Raw genomic sequence first — 22,959 nt, 5'->3', positions numbered from 1 at the left:
TCACAACAGCGATTGATACTGCTCTTGATCAACTCTCTATCCCTAAAGTGAGCAATTATTTCTAACGCCTACTATAGAACTGCAAACGGATCCACCCCGACAGGTGACCAGAATCGCGCGCCGGGAGTTCGGCGCTCGCTCGAGCGGGAATCACCGCGCTCGCAGTCCGTTTTCCGCCCGCGTCTCCGTCACCGAACGTTCCGTGGCGTGTGAAGGCTAGCCAAACCGCAAGACTGCGGCGGGGTCGGCTGAATACGCTTTCGAAATGGTTTTAACCGCAACGAGCCAAAGAGACCGATATAAGCGCCTCTGCGCGTGAGCTACAACAATGAGCGACCAACACCAGAACCTGGCCATCATCGGTCACGTTGACCACGGGAAGAGTACGCTCGTGGGACGACTCCTCTACGAGACGGGGAGCGTACCCGAGCACGTCATCGAACAGCACCGCGAAGAAGCAGAAGAGAAGGGCAAGGGCGGCTTCGAGTTCGCCTACGTCATGGACAACCTCGCCGAGGAGCGAGAGCGCGGTGTCACCATCGACATCGCCCACCAGGAGTTCTCGACCGACGAGTACGACTTCACCATCGTCGACTGTCCTGGCCACCGCGACTTCGTGAAGAACATGATCACGGGCGCATCCCAGGCGGACAACGCCGTCCTCGTCGTCGCCGCTGACGACGGTGTCGCGCCCCAGACCCAGGAGCACGTGTTCCTGGCTCGAACCCTCGGTATCGACGAGCTCATCGTCGGCATCAACAAGATGGACATCGTCGACTACAAGGAGTCGACGTACGACGACGTCGTCGAAGAAGTCGAGCAACTGCTCAAGCAGGTCCAGTTCAACACCGACGACGCCTCCTTCATCCCGATCTCGGCGTTCGAGGGCGACAACATCGCCGAGGAGTCCGACAACACGCCGTGGTACGACGGCGAAATCCTGCTCGAGGCCCTGAACAGCCTGCCGGAGCCGGAGCCACCGACGGACGCGCCGCTCCGACTCCCGATCCAGGACGTGTACACCATCTCCGGTATCGGTACCGTCCCCGTCGGACGTATCGAGACCGGCCTCCTGAACACCGGCGACAACGTCTCCTTCCAGCCCAGCGACGTGGGCGGCGAAGTGAAGACGATCGAGATGCACCACGAAGAGGTGCCCAAGGCAGAACCCGGTGACAACGTCGGATTCAACGTCCGCGGCATCGGCAAGGACGACATCCGCCGCGGTGACGTCTGTGGCCCCGCCGACGACCCGCCGAGCGTCGCCGAGACGTTCCAGGCCCAGATCGTCGTCATGCAGCACCCCAGCGTGATCACGGCCGGCTACACCCCGGTCTTCCACGCCCACACGGCGCAGGTCGCCTGTACGATCGAGTCCATCGACAAGAAAATGGACCCCGCAAGCGGCGAGGTCGCCGAGGAGAACCCCGACTTCATCCAGTCGGGTGACGCTGCCGTGGTCACCATCCGACCGCAAAAACCCCTCAGCATCGAGCCGTCCAGCGAGATCCCCGAACTCGGGAGCTTCGCCATCCGCGACATGGGTCAGACCATCGCCGCCGGAAAGGTCCTCGAAGTTCACGAGAAAGAATAAATGCAGCAAGCACGCGTTCGACTCGCGGGCACGAGTCCAGACGACCTCGACGATATCTGCGACGACGTCCGCGAGATCGCGAACAACACCGGCGTCAACCTGAGCGGTCCGATCCCGCTGCCGACGAAGACCCTCGAGGTTCCGACCCGGAAGTCGCCCGACGGCGAGGGCACTGCGACGTGGGAGCACTGGGAAATGCGCGTCCACAAGCGCCTGATCGATCTGGACGCCGACGAACGCGCACTCCGCCAGCTCATGCGCATCCAGGTGCCAAACGACGTCTCGATCGAGATCGTCCTCGAAGACTGAGGTCGGTTTCGGTTCCGACTTACAGCCGAGTTAGATACCGTTTTTGTCGCCCTCGAGTACCGTGCTCCAGCGATAGCCACGGACCGAGGGGAGTCGTCTCGGGATCCACTCGGTACTCGTGCCCCCCGTCGTCTCGGAAAGCGGCGGGACTTTTGTCGGTCGCCGTGGCAGTCACTCGTATGGCGCGGCGCTCGCGGTCACGATCACAGTCGAACACCTACCTGCGGCCCGATTCCGACGGGAACGACGGGACGCAGACGGGATCGGGGAGTCCGATCCTCGAGGTGCTCGTCGTTTTCGCCGTCGTCTTCGTCGTTCAGGGACTCACCGCGTTCGCGGGCGTGATGGGCGCGTTTTTCGTCCTCGCGCCGCCGCTGACGACGAATCCGTGGACGATCGTCACGAGCGTCTACGCACACAGCGGGATCGGCCATCTACTCTCGAACAGCCTCGCACTGGTCGTCTTCGGCTGGCCGGTCGCCCGAGCGACGACGCGGATCCGCTTTCACGTCTTCTTCGCGATAACGGGCGCGATCGCGGGCGTGGCCCAGATCGTTCTCACGGGGCTACTCGCGGCGGTTCCGTTCGTTCCCGTCGCACCGACGGCGGGCGTCCTCGGTGCCAGCGGGGCCGTCTTCGCCCTGCTGGGCTATCTCGTCGCGTCGAATCGGCTCTCGAGCGGACTGGCCTCGTTCGTCGACGTCCCGCAGTGGCTGTCGATCCTCGTCCTCGTCGGCCTCGCGGTCGCGGTCACCCTCGCCACCGCCTCGCCCGGCGTGGCGCTGATCGCTCACTTCGCGGGGTTCCTGCTCGGGGTCGTCGCCGGACGCGCTCGCGTGCTCGCCGTGTGATCGCGCGGCTGGCCGGAGCCCTCGCGGGACTGCGCGCTCGAGTACGAGCCGTTTGGCAGTAGCGAACTCGCGAGGGCCCTCCTAGTGTCCGTCGGTTTTCGATGGTTCTCGAGTCCGGTGAGACGACGGCTGGGACCGAGTGGGGACGCCGTTACAACGAGCCCGGGACTCACGACACCGACAGCCGACTCCCACCGTGGTGCCGTGTCCCGTTCCGTCCCCGAAACACAAGCCTCAAATAGAAACCGAGGGTATGAACGTGCGAGGGCTCGTAGATCAGTGGTAGATCGCTTCCTTCGCAAGGAAGAGGCCTCGGGTTCAAATCCCGACGAGTCCATCGGATTGTTGTAACGTCTCGAATTGTTTCGATAGTCGCTGGCTTAGCGACTGACGCGGAATTCTTCGATAGGGGTGCGTGCGAAAATAGCCCCGCTCAAAATCGAGTGATTACGGGCGCGGGATTCACGTCTCCGCCGCCCGTCGATTACAGCGAAGGAAACCGGGGGTGGTCGGCGTGACGGTCGCGCCCTGGCCGTCGGTCGACAACTCGACCTGTCGCAACTGCGGAGCCCACATCACCGATCAGTTCCGCCGCGTCTTCGGTGACGATGACGATCGCGCCCATCGCTGTGGCAACTGCGATACCTACGCGCGACTGAGCCGCGACTCCGCTGCTGGCGTCGACGTGTCGATTCTGGACCCGGAGACGTCACCCGGTCGTCACGGCGGTGAGACCGATGTGTCGCTGGTTCGTTCCGGCGAGTCGGCTGTACGATGTCGAGAGTCGGACACCCATAGCCCATCCGGCCCATCAAGCGACTGACGAGGACGTTCGGCGGGCGCTCGAGAACCGAGAGGTTCGAGCCGACGGCGGGCACTCCTCGAGCGGTACCGTTCACTCTTCGACCGACTTACTGGAAGTAGATTCGTCGTCAACATCTTCAATTAGACGAAACTCGAGTGATCCACAGTCGCAGGTCTCGCTTCCGATCGGCTGGATGTCGCCAGTAGGCCATTGGCGAGCCGCGTATACAGAACCGCACTCGGTACACTCAGCTAATTCTCGCTCTACATCATCCCTTCTTGCCATACTTCTCCGTCCAAGACGGGCTACGTCTGGAAATAATTTTTCTAGCCAAAAAAGCACCAACCGATGTTCACAACAGTCGGGTACTGATCACGAGGACGGTGGTTCGCAATGAGCCGCCTCGTCGAGTCCGACGAGTGCAAACGGTGTGGTGATCGCGTCGACGCGCTACGTCGGCTCTGTCCGGACTGTATACGCGCGGTTCGAAACGCGCGGGAGGGACCGCTATGAGTTCTCGAGCGTCGGAACTCGAGAGTCCGAAGGCCAGCGGTGACGCCGATCGAGACGGCCGCGACCTCGAGGCCGAACTGGCGAGCTCGGCAGCCGGCCGGTTCGGCATCCCCGTCGACGCGATCTGCGTGGGCTGTGGGCGGACGCGCGTCAAGCGCGCTACTCTCGAGGAGATGGACCAATCTCCCGAAGCCGACCCCGCGACGCTCGAGGCGACCGACTGCACGTCGTTCAAGCACGTCTGCTACGGCTGCCAGAGCGCGACGTGGTGGAATCCCGTTGCAGTACTCACCGGCTTGCTCGAGAGTGAGCGAGAGCGTGAGCGAGGTGAGTAACGGTGTCGCAAGTCGAAACGACGCCGCACGAGATCGAGGGCCGGTGGAAGTGGCCCGACTGGGGTCGCGGGCCCTACGACGCGCTGTCGTCGGTGATGCTCGGCGAACCCTTCGAGGGCTACCTCGAGATCACGACCGAGATCGACGGCGAGCCTTGGCACCTGGAGGTACGCTACAGCAAATCGGGATTCGCGCCGCGGCTGTCGGACGGGATCAACGCCGAACGACTCTACGAGTGGGATATCGTGGGCCGTGGGCGCGGCGAGCGGAAGGCATCGTACAACATCGGCCCGCGGTTCCCGAATATGCGCCATTCGGCACGAACTCAGGGATGCTGGAATCCGCCCAGTCATCAAACATCGAGAGTTCTACCCACTCGACAAAGCACACCACGCTCGCCACGACGAGAACGTCTATCACCGCCGGTCGATCGTCGAGGCGATATTCTTCGCACTGAAACATCGGTTCGGCGAGACGTTGCGGGCTAGAACGTGGTTTGGCCAGTTCAGAGAGCTCGTCCTAAAGGCCGCCGTCAGAAACATCGAGCAAGCTGTGAGGCTCTAACACCACTGATCTCACCCGTCTAAACAAGGCCCAGAGCGCGTATCGTTCGCTGATCACGCCTTTTTCAGCCTGTGCAAATCCGTCAGTAGATGACGCTATGTGACTGATCCACCTACATAACACGGGTGAACTGACGCATGCCGACAACAACACCGGACGAAGGGAAGGACGTGAAAACCGTTGCGTCCGCGGATGGGACTGAAATCGCGTACATACGGACGGGAAGCGGCCCGCCGCTCGTACTCGTATACGGTAACAGCGATGTACATGAATTTTGGGAAGAGGGTGAAGTCCGCCCCTCGATTGCGGAGCACTATACGGTCTATGCAATCGAACGTCGTGGTCGCGGCGAGAGTGATGACACCACTGCGTACGAATTGGAACGAGAGGCCGAGGACGTAGCGGCAGTCGTCGAAGCGATCGATGACCCAGTGACGCTGCTCGGCCATTCCGGTGGAGCCCTCTATTCGCTGGAAGCGACTCTGCTAACTGACAACCTCCGCAATCTGATCCTGTACGAACCACCGATTCAGGTCAGTACTCACAAACTCAACGTCGAAGAGGAAGTAGCTGAAATGGGGACGCTGGTGAGTCACGGTGAGAACGAGCAGGCGCTTGTGACGTTTCTGCGTGGCATCGCCGGTCTCCCCTCAGAGGAAATCGATACGCTTCGTTTAGCACCAATTTGGCAGGATATGGTAGATGCAGCCTATACGTTGCCCCGGGAGGTGCAAGCGATCGCCGAGTACGAGTTCGATGCTAGCCGGTTCGCAGAGATGACCACGCCGACCTTGTTACTAACTGGTGGCGAAAGCCCTCTCCTCTACAAGGACGCGACGAAAGCGGTGAACGAAGCGCTCCCTAACAGCCAGATCGTTGCCTTCGAGGGTGAACAACATATGGCGATGCACACCGCGCCAGACCGTTTCATTGATGAGGTGCTTGCGTTCATCCGTGGCTCGAACTAACCGCCACCTATTCGTTGCGTCGTCCGTTCGATATGCAGTCTCCCTGTGCGAATCATTAGAGAACTTTCGATGATAATTTCACCCTCTATATCCAGCAGGCAGTTTTTGGCATAGTTCGGATAGATCGATAGCCGCTTCGGTAATTGCTTGCTCTGTACTCGCCTCGAGTTTCACGGAAAGTTCTGAAGAAAGGAACCGTGCTGCTATCTACTGTTAAAACACAGAGTCGATCGCGATCTTCGCCTGTTCGGTCCCACGGTGATCGCCGCCACCGTGCCACCGAAGTAATGGGAGATCGCTCGAGCGGACCATCTTATCACAAAGGATCGTGCAGCCCGATCGACCATGCGGCCGGTAGACGACGAAACTGTACCAGCCGTCGTGACGCCGGAGCTTTCGTGGTACTCACGGTAAACCTTCCAGTTCCCGGGCTGTCCGTCGGAATGCTCGTACATCGACGATGCGATCTCGACGAGCGTCCCGATCCCGAATCTGGCGTCGTGCCAGCTCGCCGGTTCGAGTTCGAACCCTCACGTCACGACTATGGGTTTCTCGAGCGCGACACCGATCGAAGAAAACACTACAACAGACTCGCCACATGGCTATTCTTATACGTTGTCAGTACTGTCAGGTTATATGAACGGTCCAGAACTGCAGCGGCGGGACGTCCTCCTCGCGGCATCGGGCGCGTGCGTTACGTTCGCGGGATGTACGAACAGCGAAGCCACCACAGCCGGCTACGGAACGGCGTACGGACGGGGATACGGAGGCGAGTAAGCATGACCGATGACACGCCGCGCCTCGGCCTGGGAACGTTCGACGAGGGCGACGATTGGGACCACACCGACACGGTCGAGGCGGTCGACGAGCACGCGATCGTCCACGGGCCGATCGCCGAGCGTCCCGCGGCGGGCGAGTACGACGACGAACTGTTTCACGCGACCGATCAGGGGATCACCTGGCGCTGGGACGCCTCGAGCGAGGACTGGCACTATTTTGGCGGGCGAGGGAGCGCCGAGCAACCGGTTCCGGGGACGAGCCACTTCGAAGCGACGCGCACGGTCCACGCGCGGACCGCGGAGACTCCCGTGTGGAACGTCGAGGCTCACGGAATCGAGGGCGACGGGGAAACCGAGGTCGGGGGAGCCGTCCACGACCTCCTGAAGACGGTCGACAAGTCCGGCGGCGGAATCGTCTACTTCCCGCCGGGGCGCTATCTCTTCGAGCGGACGCCGCTGGTGGGCGACGATACGGTCGTCACGGGTGCGGGTCGCTCGACCGTTTTCGAGGGGGTGCGGCCCGACGGTGAGGAAGGCAAGGCGCTCATCTCCAACCGGGGCTACGACGCGACGGGATACGACGGCGCGTCGAACTGGGGCGTTTGCAACGTCCGAATCGATACGCCGGAGACGACCGGGATCATGCCCGCGCACGCGTCGAACGTCCGACTGGAGAACATTTACGGCGACCACACCTACAATCACCATATCGACGTCGTCTCGTCGAAAAACGTCGTCGTGGACGGCTACTGGGCGACTCGAGGCGGCGAGAGCGGGTCGAATGCGCCGGTTCAGTTCGACGCGCAGTATTCCGGTGCATCGTGGAACGGCGTGTGGGACGGGAGCGAGTATACGCTCGTCGAGGACGACGACACCCCGAACCGGAACTGCACCCTCACGAACTTCGAGATCGATCCGGTGAACGACCCGGAGCACGGCGTTCACCTCCACCACGGGAGCAACGAGTCGATCACGATCACGGACGGCTATATCACCGGCTGCGAGTATACGGCGATCAGGGCCGACCCCGACGAGGCGGTCGCGGATCTGACGATCGACGACGTCTCGTGTATCGACAACGCGAGGGGGATCACGCTAGGACACGTCGAGAGCGGCCGACGAGCGCTGACGATCAGTAATACCACGATCAGAACCGACGCCGGCGTTCTGGCCGCCGGATCGGGGCTGTACGCCGCCGGATTCGACGGCGCTGCGATCTCGAACGTCGTCGTCGACGGCCCGTTCACGAACGCGATCATCTTCGACGAGATGGACGATCTGAAGATGAGTAACGTAACTGCGAAAAGATCGGACGATCAGGCGTTCCGATTCCGAGAGAACGTCGACGTGACGCTCACGACGGCTCGAGCGGCGGATTGTGGGACCGTCGGTATCTACTCGGGGCCCGGGAGCAGCGTCGCTTACGGCGGCGTCACGTTCGACGATGTCGGGACGCGGGTCGACGTCGATGACGACGGTGAGACTCGAGCGTGGGTCGCGTCCGAATCGTCGTAATCGATCACCGTCGGCCGAGAGCGGGCGGGTATCTATCGCCTACCGACCGACGACGCGGCCGTGTAATCGGTTGGGAGTCGTTACTATCCGCAAGCGTTGAGTAATGGGCGGACTACCAAAGAGGAAACCCGCATTGGGTACGGGCAATGGCACAACAGACCGGCGGCAACGGTCGCTCGAGACTCCATCGAATCGGATCGCTGTTCGCGAATCGGGACGAGCGATCCGCGCGAACAGCGGAGACGAGTCTCGAGGTGGACGTCGTCGACTCGGTGCGTGACGTGGCGAAATCGCAGTGGAACGATATCGTCGAGCGCTCGAGTCGCGGGAGCGTCTTCCATCGCTACGAGTGGCTCGAGGCGATCGAGACGGGGTTAGGGTACACGCCGCGACATCTGGTGGTCACCAAGGACGGGAACACGATCGGCGCCATGCCGAACTTCGTCGTCGAGATCGAGAAGACGCCGTTCGATCGGTTGTCGTCGCTCTATCCGGGCTTCGGCGGGCCGTTGCTGCCGACGGATACGGAGGCGTCCCTCGAGCGCGTGATCGAAGCGATCCCGCGGCTCTGTCGCGGACGGACGATCGTCCATCAGATTCGGGGGCTCGATATGAGCTATCTGCGGTACAACGACGCCTTGCAGTCCCACGGCTACCGGCCCTACCGGCGAGAGTGTCGATTTCTGCTCGATCTCACCGAGGGCTACGACGACCTCCTCGAGGGGATGAGTCGGAGCCGGCGGCGGGGGATCGAACACGGACAGGACATCGATTACGAGGTCGTCGAGGAGGAGATCACGCGGGAGAATCTGCGGCGGTTTCACCGGACCTACGAAGGCGTCATGGACCGCGTCGACGGAGCGGTGTATCCGTTCTCGTTTTTCGACGAACTGCAGGCGTTAGACGATCGCCTCCTCTTGTTGACGATCCGGATCGACGGCGAGTACGCCGGCGGGATGCTCGAATTGCTCGACGACGAACACGAGACGGTCCACGGGTTTTTCGCCGCCGTTCCTCGAGAGTACTTCGACGATCACGCATCGGAACTGCTCTACGATCACGTCTTCCAGTGGGGAATCGAGCACGGCTACGAGACGTACGACTTCGGGAGTACGAACACGAACTTCGAAGACGGCGTCTATCGGTTCAAGGAGGGGTTCGGCGGCAGCCCCGTCCCGGTTCTCGTCTGGGAGCGTGGCTGTAGTCCCATCTGGCCGCTGGTAAAGGCGGGCCGGTCGCTATACTGGCCGTACTACACGTAAGCGTCCTGGCGACGACCCGGGGGTCGTCCGTCGTCGCACATCGAATTCGGATTCGTCGCCGCTCGTCGAGACCGGACCGCTCGGTCGAGCGCCGCGGCGATCGTCTTCTCGTTCGTTCGTTCCCCGAGTACGACCTCGGAAGCGGCCACGGCCCCGACTCGTTACCACCGTTTCCGTCGGAGACTATTTTACGATACATAATTCTGTTATTTAATTAACCAATAAACGGTCGTAACTGTTTTCTATGAGAATCTTGTAATCGGAAGTCATGCGATACGTGACATACGTTATCACACCACCGCGGGGGTACTTCGATCGAGGCGCGGAGCGTCTCCGCGAGCGGGGGGTCACGTTCGAATCCATCCGAAACATCGATCAGCTCGATGATGAAACGATCATCACGCAAAAAATGGTTCGGGGGGACAGGGCGGCCGTCGAACGCACGCTCGCGGAGACCGGGCCGGCGGTCGTCGACTATCAGCTCACCGACGCCGGCGAGACGACGATCCTGCAGTTGCACTATCGACCCAGCGACCTCACGCTGGAGTTGCTCGCGATCCATAGCCGACACGCCGTGTTGCTGGACTACCCGCTCGAGTACACGGGGCCGGAGAATCGGTGTCTTCGCGTCTCGGAGATCGGTCGCGAGGAAGCGCTGCGTCGTGTCATCGAGGAAACTCGGTCGCTCGCCGACGTCGAAATCGAGCGCCTCGGAACGTACGATCCGTCCGACGAGCGGCCGTTCACCGAGCTCACGGACCGCCAGCGGGAAGTGTTGCGCGTCGCGGTCGAGGAGGGGTACTACGAAGAGCCCCGACAGGTGACCTACGAGGACATCGCGGTCCGACTCGACTGTTCTGCGGGAACCGTCGGACAGCACCTCCGCCGGATCGAAGCCCGACTCATGTCGACGCTCATCGGGGACACCACCGGGATGGAGACGGAGCCGGAACCCGATCCGACGCCGACCGGTCCGACTCGATGACCGCTCGTGCCGTCGCTTTCTGCGACGTGTACGCGCGATCGATCACTGCCGCTGCATCGGTGACGGATCCGTCGTCGCATCCCTCGCGATCGGGAACGAGAGTCGAACCGTCGCTCCGCCCCGTGGGGGATCAGCGAAGGAGAGTTCGCCACCTGTCGTGGTGACGAGCCACAGCCCGAGTCCGGAGCCGTGTTCCAGCGGCGTTTCTCGGTCGTCGAGGATCGTCCGCCGTTCGGTCGCCGGAATTCCCGGCCCGTCGTCGGTTACCGTGAACTCGAGTCGCGACGAGTCGTCGGACTCGACGGTCCGGACGGCGATTTCGACGGTCGGTCCGGCGTCACTCGTCTCGAATGACGCGTACCCGACAGTATATCCGATTCACTCCGGTACCTCCAGTATGGTACTGGTCCTCGCTGCGCTCCGAGATCGACTGCTCGTCTGCACGAGCGACGGAACCGAGTCCGAAACGTGGGGCACGACGACGCGACTCGAGGGGAGCCGCCTCGAGTGTGTCGCGGCAGCCCCCGACGCACCGGCTCGCTCCGTCGTCGGGACGTTCGACGACGGCCTGTTCCGAAGCGCTGACGGCGGCGAGACGTTCGCTCGCCTCGAGACCGAATTCGCGGCCGAGGGGCCAGCGGGAGCTCACGGAGACGAGGGCAGCGGGACTGCCGACCGACCGAGCGATCCAGTGATGGCAGTGACGGTCAGTCCGCACGATCCGCAGGTCGTCTACGCCGGCACCGAACCGAGCCGCGTCTACAGGTCGCGCGACGGCGGCGACTCTTGGACCCGTCTTTCGGGCCTGGTCGACCTCCCCTCGGCCGACAAGTGGTATTTCCCGCCGCGGCCGGACACCCATCACGTGCGCTGGCTCGAGGTCGATCCGTTCGATCCCGACCGCCTCTACGTGGGGATCGAGGCCGGCGCGTTCGTCTACACCCCCGACGGCGGCGACACGTGGCGCGAACGGCCCGCCGGTTCTCGGCGGGACAATCACAGCCTCGCGACCCACCCCGACCGCGAGGGGCGACTCTACGCCGCGGCCGGCGACGGCTACGCCGAGAGCGACGACGGCGGCGAATCGTGGCGGCGACCGCAGGCGGGCCTCGAGCACCGGTATTGCTGGTCGGTCGTCCCCGATCCCGGCGATCCCGACCGCGTCGTGCTCTCGAGCGCCGGCGGCGCGTCGACGGCCCACACCGCGAGCCGAGCGGCTTCGCACGTCTATCGAAGGGACGGCGCCGATTCGCCCTGGGAACGGCTCGAGGGGCGCGGCCTACCGACCGGCGAGGGCGTCGTCCGAACGGTGTTCGCGACCGCCGGCGAACCGGGCGTCGTCTTCGCGGTGAACAATCGCGGACTCTTTCTGACCGGAGACTTCGGCGACTCGTGGGATCGAGTGGGGGTCGACTGGCCCGACGGGCTGGCGGATCGGACGCCGCGCGGACTGGTCGCGCTGCCGTGAGCCGTCAGTCGCTGCGGCCGCGTTCTTCGACGGCTCCCTCCCAGAGGGCGGCGACCGTGACGGCGTGCAACGAGCCGACGAGAGCGGTGCTGACGACCGTCCCCGCTCGCGGAACGCGTCCGAGGAGCCACGCCGCGAGACCGAACCCGATAACGAGCGCGAGGATCGTCCAGCCGCGACCCCGGGTCGCAGGTACGCTCTGACGGAGTGCGGTCACCGGCCCCGAACCGGTGACGACGGCCGCGGGCGCGGCGAACAGGCGGACGAAGACGGCGAAGAGGGGGACGAGCAACACAAGTCCGAAGACGAGGCCGACATCGCCGTCGACGAACGAGCCGAGGACTCGGAACGCTCCGTCGAAGAGGACGACGAGCCCGCCGTACGCCAGCAGCTTCCGGCCAGTCGTCCCTCCGCGGTCCTCGGGCAGCGCGCGAGCGATCGTTACCGTCCCCGCGGCCGCGACGACGAGGACTGCGACGGCCTCGAGACCGATCCCCCAGACGAGGTAGGGGAGTTGCAGATCGACCAGCGACTCGAGCGCCCGCGCCGTCTCCGGGGCTCCGGTCGGATAGCCGGTGTACGCGACGGTGATCGACGTGCCGTTTTGCACCGCCGGTCTCGTCGGAAGCGGGTCGAAGCGTCGAACCCGGTCGAGTGCTGCGAGGCAGACGCCGGCGACGAGAAACGGGAGCAGGAGCCCCGGGTCCCGTCGGAGCCGCTCGAGAGCAAGCGAAAACGGAGAGAGTGATCGGCCGTCGTCCGAACGATCGCCACCGCCCGGGCGTGGCGGACTCGATCCCCCGGTCGGACGCGGATCCGTCTCACGCGACTCGGTGCCACCGGACCCGTCACCCTTCGCGGGTTCCGACCCCGGTTCGAACGGCTCGTCGTTCACGCTCCCTCCTCGAGGGCGAGTACCCGGTCGCCGTCGACGACGTAGAGCACGCCGTCCCCGACCGCGGGCGGGGAGAAGTACCGTTCCGCCCCGTGAGCGAAGCGCTCCTCGCCCGTTTCGGCGTCGAACGCGACGAGCTCTATCCCTCTCGAGAGGTAGACGACGCCGTCGGCGACGACCGGCGTTTCCGCGCGAGAGAACGACACGGACCACTCGTCGTCGCCGGTCTCGAGGTCGAGCGCGTACAGCGACTCGGTGCCGTCCGTGACGAACACGCGGCCCTCGGAGACGGCGGCGGCACTCTCGGTCGCGTTACCGTCGAGGTTCCGCGTCCAGCGAACGTCGCCGCCATCGGCTTCATAGGCCGTGACGCCGGTTCGAGTCGGAACGACGACGCCACCTTCGGTCGCGGTCGGCGGACGGACCATCTGTTCGTCGTGTTCGTCGTCCCAGCGTTCCTCCCCCGTCTCGGCGTCGAACGCCCGGACCTGATACGGCCATCCGGTGACGAAAACGGTCCCGTCCCGGACCGCCGGTCGGGTCAGCGTGGTGCTGTACTCCGCTTCGTCCTCGATTCGTTTGCGCCACCGTTCGCTGCCGTTGTCCGCCTCGAGCGCGACGAGATCGCCGGTTCCGGGAACCGCAGCGTACACCGTGTCATCAAGTGCGATCGGCGACGGAGCCGCCGACGCCCCGAAAAACGACGAGTTCGGTGCCTCGCCCGGCCCCAGCCAGCGCTCCTCGCCGAATCGGAGTCCGAACAGGGCGTGGCCGCCGCCGGCGTTCAGTCCGACGATTCCGCCGGGGGAACCGATCGCCAGCGTCTTCGTGCGATAGATCGACGTGGACGCGCACGCGGGACTCGAGCGGGACGCGCCGCTGTAGCTGCCGTACGAGAACCGAACGTCGCCGGTAGCGGCGTCGAGTGCGATCAGTTCGTCGTTGCCGGCGTACACCGTCCCGTCGACGACGACGGGCTGATCGATCTCGTAGCCGCCGGTCGACTCGAGTTCCCCGGACCACGCGACGGTCGGATCGTCTTTGGGCCCCCTGGCTTCGGGATTGTAGCCGGTTCCGGCGGCGTCGTAGCGCGCCATCGGCCAGTCGAGCGTCGCCGACGTCGATCGGTCGGCCGTGACGGTGGACCCGACGACGAGACCGGCCGCGGCGAGCCCCGCTCCTGCGAGCGTCTGTCGTCTGGAGGGCATTCCGTTCGACGTATTCGTCCGCCGCGTGAAATGTGTTCGTATACTGACGCTCTTCGAGTGTGGCCCGTGACGATGCCGTGTTCGTCGGCGGGCGTCCGCGTTTCACTCGAGCGCCGACGGTGTAAATCGATCCAGTCACCGGCATACGGGTGGGCGCTTCGAAATCCTTTTAGGCGCTACACGGGGATAGTAGGGTAACTGAGTGATATCATGGACGTCGACATCATCTCCGAAACGGAGAACCCCATGTTGCATCGAACTGACGTGACTTTCGAACTCTCCCACGAGGACGCGACGCCCGAGCGACTGCAGGTTCGGGACAGCCTCGCGGCGAAACTGAACAAGGACGCCGGCGAAGTCGTCATCCGCAAACTCGACACCAAGTTCGGGATGCGAAAGACCGTCGGACAGGCGAAGGTCTACGAGACGGCCGACTACGCCCGCGATGTCGAGCAAGACCACATGCTCGAGCGCAACAAGATCGGCGCGGACGACGCGGAAGCCGACGCCGACGCCGAAGCCGAACCGGAGGAAGCCTAAATGGCACACTACGACCTCTACGGCGACGACGGGTCCACCGAGGGCGAACTGTGCCCCCGTTGCGGCGACGTCTTCCTCGCCAACCACGGCGATCGGAAGCACTGCGGGAAGTGCAGCTACACCGAGTGGGAGTAACTGCGATGTGCCGAGCGTCAGCGAGGCGCATCGAAACGCGAGCGGGGAGTGCAACGACCCGCGAGCGGGCGACCGACCCGAGAGACCGATGACTCGAACGCGGCACCCAGCCGCTTTTCAGCCGTGACTGATACCGTCCGCATCCTCGGGATCGAAGGCACCGCCTGGGCCGCCAGCGCGGCGGTCTTCGACGCCGAGACCGACGACGTCTTCATCGAGACCGACGCCTATCAGCCCGAGAGCGGCGGCATTCACCCCCGCGAAGCGGCCGAACACATGCACGACGCGATTCCGCGCGTCGTCGAACGGGCGCTCGAGCACGCCCGCGAGACTCACGACGGTCCGACGGCGGATCCACCCATAGACGCGGTCGCCTTCTCCCGCGGCCCCGGTCTCGGTCCCTGTCTGCGCATCGTGGGAACCGCGGCTCGAGCGCTGAGTCAGGCGCTCGAGGTACCCCTGATCGGCGTCAACCACATGGTGGCTCACCTCGAGATCGGTCGCCACACGTCCGGCTTCGACTCGCCGGTGTGTCTCAACGCGAGCGGCGCGAACGCGCACCTGCTGTCCTACCGGAACGGGCGCTATCGCGTCCTCGGCGAGACGATGGACACCGGCGTCGGCAACGCGATCGACAAGTTCACGCGCCACGTCGGCTGGTCCCATCCGGGCGGGCCGAAAGTCGAGGCGGCCGCGACGGAGGGCGAATACGTCGACCTCCCCTACGTCGTCAAGGGAATGGACTTCTCCTTTTCGGGGATCATGAGCGCCGCGAAGCAGGCCGCCGACGCGGGGACGCCGGTCGAGGACGTCTGCTACTCCCTCCAGGAGAACGTCTTCGGCATGCTGACCGAGGTCTCGGAGCGCGCCCTGTCGCTGACCGGCAGCGACGAACTCGTCCTCGGCGGCGGCGTCGGCCAGAACGCCCGCCTGCGCGAGATGCTCGAGGAGATGTGCGCCCAGCGCGGTGCCGAGTTTCACGCGCCCGAGCCCCGATTCCTGCGGGACAACGCGGGGATGATCGCCGTCCTCGGCGCGAAGATGTACGACGCGGGGGACACGCTCGCGCTCGAGGACTCGCGCGTCGACCCGGACTTCCGCCCGGATCAGATTCCCGTGACGTGGCGCGCGAGGACCGAGCGAAGCGAGGGCCTCGGAACTGCGAGCGGTGACGGGAGGAACCGCGAGCAGCGAGGCAGGAGTGAAACGACTGCCTCGGAACGGCGAACGGCGAGCGGAGCGAACCGTGAGCGATCCGACGAGCCCGAACTGGCGGCCGGGCGCGGTTCGGGCGCGGCGGCCGAGACTCAAGTTCGCGGTGCCGAAGCCGTGGTGGACATCGAACCCGAGGCTGGCCACGTAACCAAACGCCGCGAGGCCAAGACCTACCGCCACCCCGAGCTCGACGATCGGCTCCGCCGCGAGCGGACGACGCTCGAGGCCCGGCTGACCAGCCTGGCCCGCCGCGAGGGCGTTCCGACGCCGGTCCTCTCCGACGTCGATCCCCTCGAGGCGCGACTGGAACTCGAGTACGTCGGCGACCGGGACCTCCGGGAGGGGCTGACTCCAGAGCGGGTCCGCGACGTCGGTCGCCACCTCGCGAGACTACACCGGGCGGGGTTCGTCCACGGCGACCCGACGACGCGGAACGTCAGGGTGGGGCGCGCGCGACGCGACGGCCCACCGGACGAGCGAGCGGCCGACGGCCGCGAGCGCGACGCCGAGCGGACCTTCCTCATCGACTTCGGCCTCGGCTATCACACCGATCACGTCGAGGACTACGCGATGGACCTGCACGTCTTCGATCAGAGTCTCGTCGGCACCGCCGCCGACCCGGAGCCGCTCCGCGAGGCGGTCCGGGACGGGTATCGCGAGATCGGCGAGGAACGCGTGCTCGAGCGCCTCCGAGACGTCGAGGGACGCGGCCGGTACCAGTCGGATGCCTAACGGCGCGGGATCACAGTCGCCCGCTCGCACCGATCGTCGCAGCACACAATACTCTTAATAGGGGAGGACGTATCACCCGTCATGGCAGAGAAGCCGACTTCCGGTGAGATTCTCGGGGTACCGTACAACTTCGAACGACCGAGCATCGGCCGCATGCTCTCGTCGTACTGGCAACCCGGCGAAGGGATGCTCGTGGAGAAACCCTTCGGCGTCGGCTACACCTTGAACCTCGCCAACTGGCGCTCGTGGGTCGTCGTGCTCGTCGCCGGCGGCCTCCTGTGGCAACAGGAGAGCGGCTCGTCCGAGGAGAGCGAGGACCGCGCGGACGAACCCGTCGAAGTCATCGTCGACGATACGGACGACTGAACGTCGCTCGCGTCGATTTCTCGCGAGTCCTTTTTGGTCAGCGATCGACTTCGCCCATGATACAGTCGAGGCTACCGATCGCGGCGACGAGGTCCGGGATGTACTCCCCCTGCGCGATTTCGGGGAGCACGGAGAGGTTCGAGAAACAGGGGCTACGGATCTTGAACCGGGCCGGCGTGTCGGAGCCGTCCGCGCGAACGTAGATCCCGAGTTCGCCCTTCGCACCCTCGACGGCGCGGTAGGTCTCGGTACCCGAGTCCGGTTTGAGCGTCCGCGGAACGTTGCTCTGGACCGTGCGCTCGTCTTCGGGCCAGCCCTCGAGCAGGTCGAGGCACTGCGCGATAAGCTTCGCCGACTCCTCGACCTCGCGCATTCGGACGAGGAGGCGGCTGTAGTTGTCGCCGTCGGGTTCCGTGATGACGTCCCACTCGAGGCGGTCGTAGTAGCCGTACGGATCGTCGCGCCGGAGGTCGTAATCGATCCCGGAGGCGCGGGCGACCGGCCCGGTACAGCCGTACTCTTTGGCCGTCTCGGGCTCCAGAACGCCGGTGTCGATACAGCGCCGCTGAAAGATTTCGTTGGTGACCACTAGGTCGTGGTACTCGTCGACCTTGGCCGGAAGGCCGTCCAGGAAGTCCCGCGTTTCCGCGATGAACTCCTCGCGGGGTTCGGGCAGGTCCCAGGCGACCCCGCCCAGTCGGAAGTAGTTGTACATCATCCGCTGGCCCGTCAGGTCCTCGAGGAGTTCGAGCACGAGTTCGCGGTCGCGGATGGCGTACTGGAAGGTGGCGGTGAACTCGCCGAAGACGTCCAGCGCGTAGGTGCCAAGCGAGATGAAGTGGGAGGCCAGCCGCGAGAGTTCGGCCCCCATCGTCCGAATGATCTGCGCGTATTCCGGGACCTCGAGGGCCGCCAGATCCTCGGCGGCGCGGGCGTAGGCCCACTCGTTGCACAGCCCAGACATCCAATCCCAGCGGTCGGGATAGGGCATGATCTGGTGGCGATATGTCCCGTTCTGGCACAGCTGCTCCTCGCAACGGTGGATGTAGCCGATGTCGGGATCGACGTCGGCGACCGTCTCGCCGTCCAACACCGCTTTCACGTGCATGACGCCGTGGGTCGACGGGTGATGCGGGCCGATGTTGAGGAACATCGTGTCCGTGGCGGCGTCGCGTTCGTCGTCCGCGAGCGGATTCGCGTGCTCGGAAAGGGTCACGATCTGCGATTTCTCCTGATCGGAGGACCGCGAGAGCGGGTGGCCCTGCCACGTCTCGGGCAACAGAATGCGCCGGAGGTCGGGATGGCCGTCGTACTCGATGCCGACGAGGTCGAACGCTTCGCGCTCGTGCCAGTCGGCGGTCCGGAAGACGGGCTCAGCCGACTCGCTAACCGGTTCGTCGATCGGCGTCGGGACGACGACGCTCACCTCCCGAGTCGGATCGTCGTAGGATTTCAGGTGGTATATCGTCTCGAACCGATCGGGGTACTCTTGGGCAGTGACGCAGGAACAGTGATCGAACCCGGCCTCGTCGCGAAGCGTCGCGAGCACTCCCCGCACCTCGTCCGGCCGGATCACGACGCTCGGCGCGTTCAGGTGGTCGTCGCGAGCGAGGACGGCCTCGTCGAGCAGCCCCTCGAGGTCGCGCGCCCCTTTCGACTCTCCCACGGACGGTTCGGACTCGAGCGTCGAACGCGGTGACATGGACGGCCGTTCGCACGGTCCGGCCGAATCGGTGCTGCGACAGCCGCTAGGCTATTTATATACGCGGACCGGAACGACGGGTCGTGAAGACCGTTCGGCTTACCCTCCGGTACGACGCAGAGACGATCCATCCGATGCACCGGTTCGTCGCCGACAGCGACGCGTTCGACGCCTACCGAATGGTTCACGGGAACTTCACCGGCCGCGACGGCGACAACGCCTTCATCTTTCACGTCGTCGGCGACCCCGATGTCTACGAGGCCGCCCTCGAGGGAACCGGGCGGGTGAGCGACTACGAACTCACGCGGACCGGCGACCGGTCGTTTACCGTCTACGTGCGCGACGTGCCCGAAGACGTGGACGGCAGGCTGCTCGAGACGTTCACCCGGGGAAGCCTCGTCGCCTTACCGCCTCTCGAGTACCGGTCCGACTGGACGGTCCGCTTTTCGGTCGTCGGCGAACCGGCCGACCTCCGCCGTGCGCTCGAGGAGATTCCCGAAGGCATCGAGACGAGCGTCGACCGCGTCGGCGAGTACGACGGCGGCGACGCCGCGGTTGGAGCGTTGACCGCGCGCCAGCGCGAGGCGTTGCGGGTCGCTCGCGACGTCGGATACTTCGACGTCCCGCGATCGGCGAGCGTCGAGGACGTCGCCGCGGAACTCGACTGTGCCCCCGGGACGGCCGCCGAACACCTCCGGAAAGCCGAATCGGCCGTACTGGAAAGCCTCGAACTATAGGCGACGCGGCGGTTCCGCATCTGGACGCAACCGACGACGCTTTGCCGTCCCCGGAACGTCGCTCGAACATGGCCATTCGATTCGTCACCGGCAACGAGGGGAAGGTCCGCGAGGCACGTGAGTACCTCGAGGGAGTCGAACCCGTCGAACAGATCGAGTACGACTACACCGAGGTCCAGAGCGATTCGCTCGAGGAGATCGCAACGTCCGGAGCCCGCGAGACGTTCGAGGCGCTCGGAAGCGACGAACCGGTGATCGTCGACGACACGGGGCTGTTCGTCGATGCGCTGGGCGGGTTCCCGGGACCGTACTCGGCGTACGTCGAGGACACCGTCGGCGTCGAGCGACTCTGGCGGCTCGCCAGCGAGGAGGAGAACCGCCGCGCGCAGTTCCGGACGGTGCTCGCCTACGCCGACCGAAACGGAACCGAGACGTTCGCGGGGTCGGTCGCCGGCACGCTCGTCGCACCCCGCGGCGAGGGCGGATTCGGCTACGATCCGATCGTCGAGTACAACGGCCAGACGATGGCCGAGATGAGCACCGAGGAGAAGAACGCGATCTCGCATCGCGGTCGCGCGCTGGCGGAATTCGCGGAGTGGTACGCCGGACGCGACGAGTGACCGTCGAACGTTGCCTCGTCGTCAGTATACTGAAGGGAACGGATGCCGAACGGCGAAACGATGTACGATCGTATCCTGATCCCCGTCGACGGCAGCGAGGAGGCCGAACGGGCCGCAAAACGCGGCATCGAGCTCGCCCGAACGTTCGATGCGGCCGTCGACGTCGTCCACGTCGTCGAGCGGCGATCGCGTCGGCTCGCGAGGACGGACGACGAGACGGCGCAGCTACGAGAGCGCGGGGAGCAGATCCTCGCGGAGATCGAAGCCCTCGCGTCGGCCGACGACCGGCCCGTGACGACGACGCTGACGGAGGGAACGCCCGCGATTCGCATCGCCGAACGCGCGGCTGACCGCGACGCGAGCCTGATCGTCATCGGTAAACAGGGACTCACGGGCCTCGGGAAGCGCCTCCTCGGCGGCGTCACGGAAGGAGTTCTCCAGCGGAGCGACGTGCCCGTCCTAGTCGTTCCGGCGGGGGATCGATCGGTCGAGGGCGCGTTCGACTACGATCGGGTTCTCGTACCGACAGACGGAAGCGAGAACGCCGCCGCGGCCGCTCCCCACGGAGCCGCGATCGCACGGCGGTACGGCGCGACCGTCCGGGTGCTGAGCGTCGTCGACCTGCAGGCGGCGGGCGGCGCGTTCAACGCCGGCGGCCTCGAGAAATCGTTCGTCGAACGGCTCGAGGCGCAGGGGACGGCGGCCGTCGAGGAACTCGCGGACGTGATCGAGGGGGGAGACGCCGACCTCACCCTCGAAACCGATGTCGTTCGAACGACATCGTTCGACGGCGTCGCCGCCGGAATTCGCGAGTACGTCGCCGAGCACGACATCGATATCGTCGTCATGGGGTCACACGGCCGGTCGAATCTCCGGCGGCAGCTACTGGGCAGCGTCACCGCGACCGTGCTCCGAACGGTCGACGTCCCGGTGCTGGTCGTGACACGGTCGGACTCCCCGGCTGCGGTCGAGAGAAACGAGTGAACGACCGGGGCCGTCGTCGGGGCCGCGTTCACACGGACTGCTGTCAGTCAGGTCCGGCGCGACCGCGAACCGTCCTGCGGTCGCACCGGTACATCGGTACGGCAGACCGTCTCAATCGTCGTTGACCGCGCTCGTGTCCCCGACCCGCGATTCGTCGCCGTCGTTCGCCCGGCCGTCGAGCACGTTCGCCTCGCTATCGACGCTAACGCCCTCCCAGTCGTGATCCGCGTGGTACCCCTCGCGGGCTTTCGCGCTGGGGGCGACGCGGATGAACTCCGCCTTCTCTCGGGCTGCCGGGATCGTGTGACCGCCGCAGTAGGAGAGGCCCGACTGGATGCCGGCGCGGAACTCCGCGACGACGTCTGCGACCGGACCCTTGTACGGCGTCAGCGCCTCGACGCCCTCGTCCGCGCGGACGTCGCTCTCCTTGTCGTCGCGCTTTTCGGCGGCGGTGGTGGTCGCCATTCCCCGCGAGCGCTTGTACCGCGTGCCGTCGACCTCGACCACCGCGCCGGGCGCTTCCGCGCTGCCGGCGAAGAGGCTTCCCACCATGACGGTGTCGGCCCCGGCCATGAGCGCCGTCACCGCGTCGCCCGACGTGCGGATCCCGCCGTCCGCACAGATCGTCACGTCCAGGTCCTCGGCCGCGGTCGCGCAGTCGTCGACGGCGGTCAGTTGCGGAACGCCGGCACCCGCAACTTTCCGCGTGGTACAGTGGGAGCCGGGACCGATGCCGACTTTCACGCAATCCGCGCCGGCGGCCGCCAGATCCGCGACGCTCTCCGGCGTCGCGACGTTGCCGGCGACGAGGTCCGTCGTCGGGAACTCCTCCCGGAGCGTTTCGACGGCCTCGAGCGTCCGCTCGAGGTGACCGTGGGCCACGTCGACCACGAGCGCGTCGACGCCCGCCTCGACGAGCGCGGCGCTGCGGTCGACGTAGTCTTCGTTGATCCCCACCGCGGCGGCCACCCGTTCGTCGGCGGCTTTCACTGCTTCGACCTGCGTCGACTGCTCGTCGGCCGTGAGAAATCGGTGCAAGACGCCGAGTCCGCCGGCTCGAGAGAGTTCGATCGCCAGTTCGGACTCCGTGACGGTGTCCATCGCGGCGGCGACCAGCGGCGTCTCCAACTCGATGCTCGGCGTAAACTGCGTCGAGAGGTCGACGTCGCTGCGGCTGTCGACCGGCGAGCGGTTCGGGACGAGGAGCACGTCCCCGTAGCTTAACCCCGTGCGTAGATCGTTCATTACCCCCCCAGTATTCCGGGCTCGTATCGGATAAGGCTCACGGCATTCTCTCAGGCCGCGCGAACCCGCTCACAGGGGTTTCTGGCGAGCGCGGATCGGAGCCCTCTCGCGACTACGCTCGAGGATCCCGATCCGGCCCCGGGTACTCGCCGCCCTCGACGGCCTCGTACAGGCTCGCGGGATCGAAGAGGCGAGCGAACGCGTCCGGCGGACGGACGCTGACGGACACCCGCGGCTGGAGGGTGAGCCCGGCTTTCGCCGATCGAAGTCGCTCGTCGGAGGAAAGGAGGTGCGCCGCCTCGCCTTGATAGGCCGAGGCCAGCGCGGGGTGGTCCCCCTCGGGCTGGTCGACCGAGACGCGCTCGGCCTCGAGTCGGTCCCGGTGATCGGCGGCGAGGTCGGGATCGGCGAGGTTCGCCACGAGCCGTTCGGTCCGCGCGAGCAGCGGGTCGCTCGCGACCAGTTCGACCCACGAGTGACGGCGGACGTGATCCAGCGCCTCGCGCGCGTCGCCGCCGAGGAGGAGATCCGCCGCGAGCACGTCGGCGTCCGCGACGACGCGGGCGGGGTTCGGTTCGTCGCGCTCAGGCATCGCTCTCCTCCCGGAGCGACTCGAGTTCGGTTCGAATTTC

Annotated in this window: 23 protein-coding genes, 1 tRNA gene and 4 pseudogenes; 21 read left to right on the top strand and 7 right to left on the bottom strand. The window is 65.4% G+C overall.

Annotation, left to right across the window (positions count from 1 at the left end; genetic code table 11):
- Positions 1–328 precede the first annotated feature (328 nt).
- The 9 genes and pseudogenes from tuf to AC0QDI_RS23035 all read left to right on the top strand — a co-directional run bounded on the left by tuf (position 329) and on the right by AC0QDI_RS23035 (position 5,939).
- Positions 329–1,594, top strand: coding sequence for a translation elongation factor EF-1 subunit alpha (gene tuf / locus AC0QDI_RS23075; protein ID WP_474672229.1), 1,266 nt, complete (start codon positions 329–331; stop codon positions 1,592–1,594).
- Positions 1,595–1,903, top strand: coding sequence for a 30S ribosomal protein S10 (rpsJ, locus tag AC0QDI_RS23070; protein ID WP_004215311.1), 309 nt, complete (start codon positions 1,595–1,597; stop codon positions 1,901–1,903).
- 179 nt (positions 1,904–2,082) lie between these two features.
- Complete coding sequence (locus AC0QDI_RS23065) at positions 2,083–2,754, top strand: rhomboid family intramembrane serine protease (protein ID WP_474672227.1); 672 nt, start codon at positions 2,083–2,085, stop codon at positions 2,752–2,754.
- Positions 2,755–3,019: 265 nt separating this feature from the next.
- Positions 3,020–3,091, top strand: a tRNA-Ala gene (locus AC0QDI_RS23060).
- A gap of 168 nt (positions 3,092–3,259) precedes the next feature.
- Positions 3,260–3,493, top strand: a pseudogene (locus AC0QDI_RS23055) (DUF7563 family protein); the annotation flags it as partial.
- 575 nt (positions 3,494–4,068) lie between these two features.
- On the top strand, positions 4,069–4,407 hold the full coding sequence (locus AC0QDI_RS23050) for a hypothetical protein (protein ID WP_474672225.1): 339 nt from the start codon (positions 4,069–4,071) through the stop codon (positions 4,405–4,407).
- Between the two features lie 2 nt (positions 4,408–4,409).
- Positions 4,410–4,721: pseudogene (locus tag AC0QDI_RS23045) on the top strand (DUF7845 domain-containing protein); the annotation flags it as partial.
- A pseudogene (locus AC0QDI_RS23040) lies at positions 4,720–4,971 on the top strand (transposase); the annotation flags it as partial. The pseudogenes AC0QDI_RS23045 and AC0QDI_RS23040, both read left to right, overlap by 2 nt.
- A gap of 137 nt (positions 4,972–5,108) precedes the next feature.
- Positions 5,109–5,939, top strand: coding sequence for an alpha/beta fold hydrolase (locus tag AC0QDI_RS23035; protein WP_474672224.1), 831 nt, complete (start codon positions 5,109–5,111; stop codon positions 5,937–5,939).
- Positions 5,940–6,152: 213 nt separating this feature from the next.
- On the opposite strand, the pseudogene AC0QDI_RS23030 reads toward AC0QDI_RS23035, so the two are convergent.
- Positions 6,153–6,466: pseudogene (locus AC0QDI_RS23030) on the bottom strand (PD-(D/E)XK family putative nuclease); the annotation flags it as partial.
- Positions 6,467–6,575: 109 nt separating this feature from the next.
- Here AC0QDI_RS23030 and AC0QDI_RS23025 point away from each other — a divergent pair.
- From AC0QDI_RS23025 to AC0QDI_RS23010, 4 genes are all read left to right on the top strand, one after another.
- A complete protein-coding gene (locus AC0QDI_RS23025) occupies positions 6,576–6,716 on the top strand; it encodes a hypothetical protein (RefSeq protein WP_474672223.1) in 141 nt (46 codons plus the stop codon).
- A gap of 2 nt (positions 6,717–6,718) precedes the next feature.
- Positions 6,719–8,233, top strand: coding sequence for a glycosyl hydrolase family 28-related protein (locus AC0QDI_RS23020; RefSeq protein ID WP_474672222.1), 1,515 nt, complete (start codon positions 6,719–6,721; stop codon positions 8,231–8,233).
- A 146-nt stretch (positions 8,234–8,379) separates the two neighbouring features.
- A complete protein-coding gene (locus AC0QDI_RS23015) occupies positions 8,380–9,495 on the top strand; it encodes a lipid II:glycine glycyltransferase FemX (RefSeq protein ID WP_474672220.1) in 1,116 nt (371 codons plus the stop codon).
- Between the two features lie 268 nt (positions 9,496–9,763).
- A complete protein-coding gene (locus AC0QDI_RS23010) occupies positions 9,764–10,480 on the top strand; it encodes a helix-turn-helix domain-containing protein (RefSeq protein WP_474672218.1) in 717 nt (238 codons plus the stop codon).
- 42 nt (positions 10,481–10,522) lie between these two features.
- On the opposite strand, the gene AC0QDI_RS23005 is transcribed toward AC0QDI_RS23010, so the two are convergent.
- Positions 10,523–10,858 carry an ATP-binding protein gene (locus tag AC0QDI_RS23005; protein WP_474672241.1) on the bottom strand — a complete coding sequence of 112 codons (336 nt, stop codon included), beginning with the start codon at positions 10,856–10,858 and terminating at the stop codon, positions 10,523–10,525.
- A 19-nt stretch (positions 10,859–10,877) separates the two neighbouring features.
- Between AC0QDI_RS23005 and AC0QDI_RS23000 the strand changes: the two genes are divergently transcribed.
- Complete coding sequence (locus tag AC0QDI_RS23000; RefSeq protein ID WP_474672216.1) at positions 10,878–11,948, top strand: hypothetical protein; 1,071 nt, start codon at positions 10,878–10,880, stop codon at positions 11,946–11,948.
- Positions 11,949–11,952: 4 nt separating this feature from the next.
- Here the strand turns inward: AC0QDI_RS23000 and AC0QDI_RS22995 are convergent, their stop codons facing one another.
- Entirely contained in the window at positions 11,953–12,843 is an 891-nt protein-coding gene (locus tag AC0QDI_RS22995) for a hypothetical protein (protein ID WP_474672214.1), read from the bottom strand.
- Positions 12,840–14,051 carry an outer membrane protein assembly factor BamB family protein gene (locus tag AC0QDI_RS22990; RefSeq protein ID WP_474672212.1) on the bottom strand — a complete coding sequence of 404 codons (1,212 nt, stop codon included), beginning with the start codon at positions 14,049–14,051 and terminating at the stop codon, positions 12,840–12,842. The genes AC0QDI_RS22995 and AC0QDI_RS22990 overlap by 4 nt, the downstream gene beginning before the upstream one ends.
- A gap of 210 nt (positions 14,052–14,261) precedes the next feature.
- Here AC0QDI_RS22990 and AC0QDI_RS22985 point away from each other — a divergent pair, with 210 nt between their 5' ends.
- The 4 genes from AC0QDI_RS22985 to AC0QDI_RS22970 all read left to right on the top strand — a co-directional run bounded on the left by AC0QDI_RS22985 (position 14,262) and on the right by AC0QDI_RS22970 (position 17,039).
- A complete protein-coding gene (locus tag AC0QDI_RS22985; protein WP_098725640.1) occupies positions 14,262–14,591 on the top strand; it encodes a 30S ribosomal protein S24e in 330 nt (109 codons plus the stop codon).
- A complete protein-coding gene (locus tag AC0QDI_RS22980; protein ID WP_098725639.1) occupies positions 14,592–14,726 on the top strand; it encodes a 30S ribosomal protein S27ae in 135 nt (44 codons plus the stop codon).
- A gap of 123 nt (positions 14,727–14,849) precedes the next feature.
- A complete protein-coding gene (locus tag AC0QDI_RS22975; protein ID WP_474672210.1) occupies positions 14,850–16,673 on the top strand; it encodes a bifunctional N(6)-L-threonylcarbamoyladenine synthase/serine/threonine protein kinase in 1,824 nt (607 codons plus the stop codon).
- Positions 16,674–16,754: 81 nt separating this feature from the next.
- Positions 16,755–17,039 (top strand): DUF5808 domain-containing protein, encoded by a 285-nt coding sequence (locus tag AC0QDI_RS22970; RefSeq protein WP_474672208.1) that lies wholly within the window; start codon positions 16,755–16,757, stop codon positions 17,037–17,039.
- A gap of 37 nt (positions 17,040–17,076) precedes the next feature.
- On the opposite strand, the gene AC0QDI_RS22965 is transcribed toward AC0QDI_RS22970, so the two are convergent.
- Positions 17,077–18,741, bottom strand: a complete 1,665-nt coding sequence (locus AC0QDI_RS22965; RefSeq protein ID WP_474672206.1) for an NADH-quinone oxidoreductase subunit D — start codon at positions 18,739–18,741, stop codon at positions 17,077–17,079.
- A gap of 83 nt (positions 18,742–18,824) precedes the next feature.
- Between AC0QDI_RS22965 and AC0QDI_RS22960 the strand changes: the two genes are divergently transcribed.
- The 3 genes from AC0QDI_RS22960 (at position 18,825) to AC0QDI_RS22950 (ending at position 21,082) form a co-directional block, all read left to right on the top strand.
- Complete coding sequence (locus tag AC0QDI_RS22960; RefSeq protein ID WP_474672204.1) at positions 18,825–19,478, top strand: helix-turn-helix domain-containing protein; 654 nt, start codon at positions 18,825–18,827, stop codon at positions 19,476–19,478.
- 68 nt (positions 19,479–19,546) lie between these two features.
- Positions 19,547–20,098 carry an XTP/dITP diphosphatase gene (locus AC0QDI_RS22955; RefSeq protein WP_474672202.1) on the top strand — a complete coding sequence of 184 codons (552 nt, stop codon included), beginning with the start codon at positions 19,547–19,549 and terminating at the stop codon, positions 20,096–20,098.
- A gap of 60 nt (positions 20,099–20,158) precedes the next feature.
- Positions 20,159–21,082, top strand: a complete 924-nt coding sequence (locus AC0QDI_RS22950; protein WP_474672200.1) for a universal stress protein — start codon at positions 20,159–20,161, stop codon at positions 21,080–21,082.
- Between the two features lie 111 nt (positions 21,083–21,193).
- On the opposite strand, the gene AC0QDI_RS22945 is transcribed toward AC0QDI_RS22950, so the two are convergent.
- Together AC0QDI_RS22945 and AC0QDI_RS22940 are read right to left on the bottom strand one after the other, a co-directional pair.
- On the bottom strand, positions 21,194–22,327 hold the full coding sequence (locus AC0QDI_RS22945) for a guanosine monophosphate reductase (protein ID WP_474672198.1): 1,134 nt from the start codon (positions 22,325–22,327) through the stop codon (positions 21,194–21,196).
- Positions 22,328–22,439: 112 nt separating this feature from the next.
- The gene (locus tag AC0QDI_RS22940; RefSeq protein WP_474672196.1) at positions 22,440–22,919 is read right to left on the bottom strand and encodes a DUF7384 family protein; all 480 of its coding nucleotides are present in this window, start codon (positions 22,917–22,919) and stop codon (positions 22,440–22,442) included.
- Positions 22,920–22,959 lie beyond the last annotated feature (40 nt).

The sequence above is a fragment of the Natrinema sp. LJW11 genome, assembly GCF_056135975.1.
Note: the sequence above shows the minus strand (reverse complement) of the source record. Positions and strands in the feature narration are given on the sequence as shown.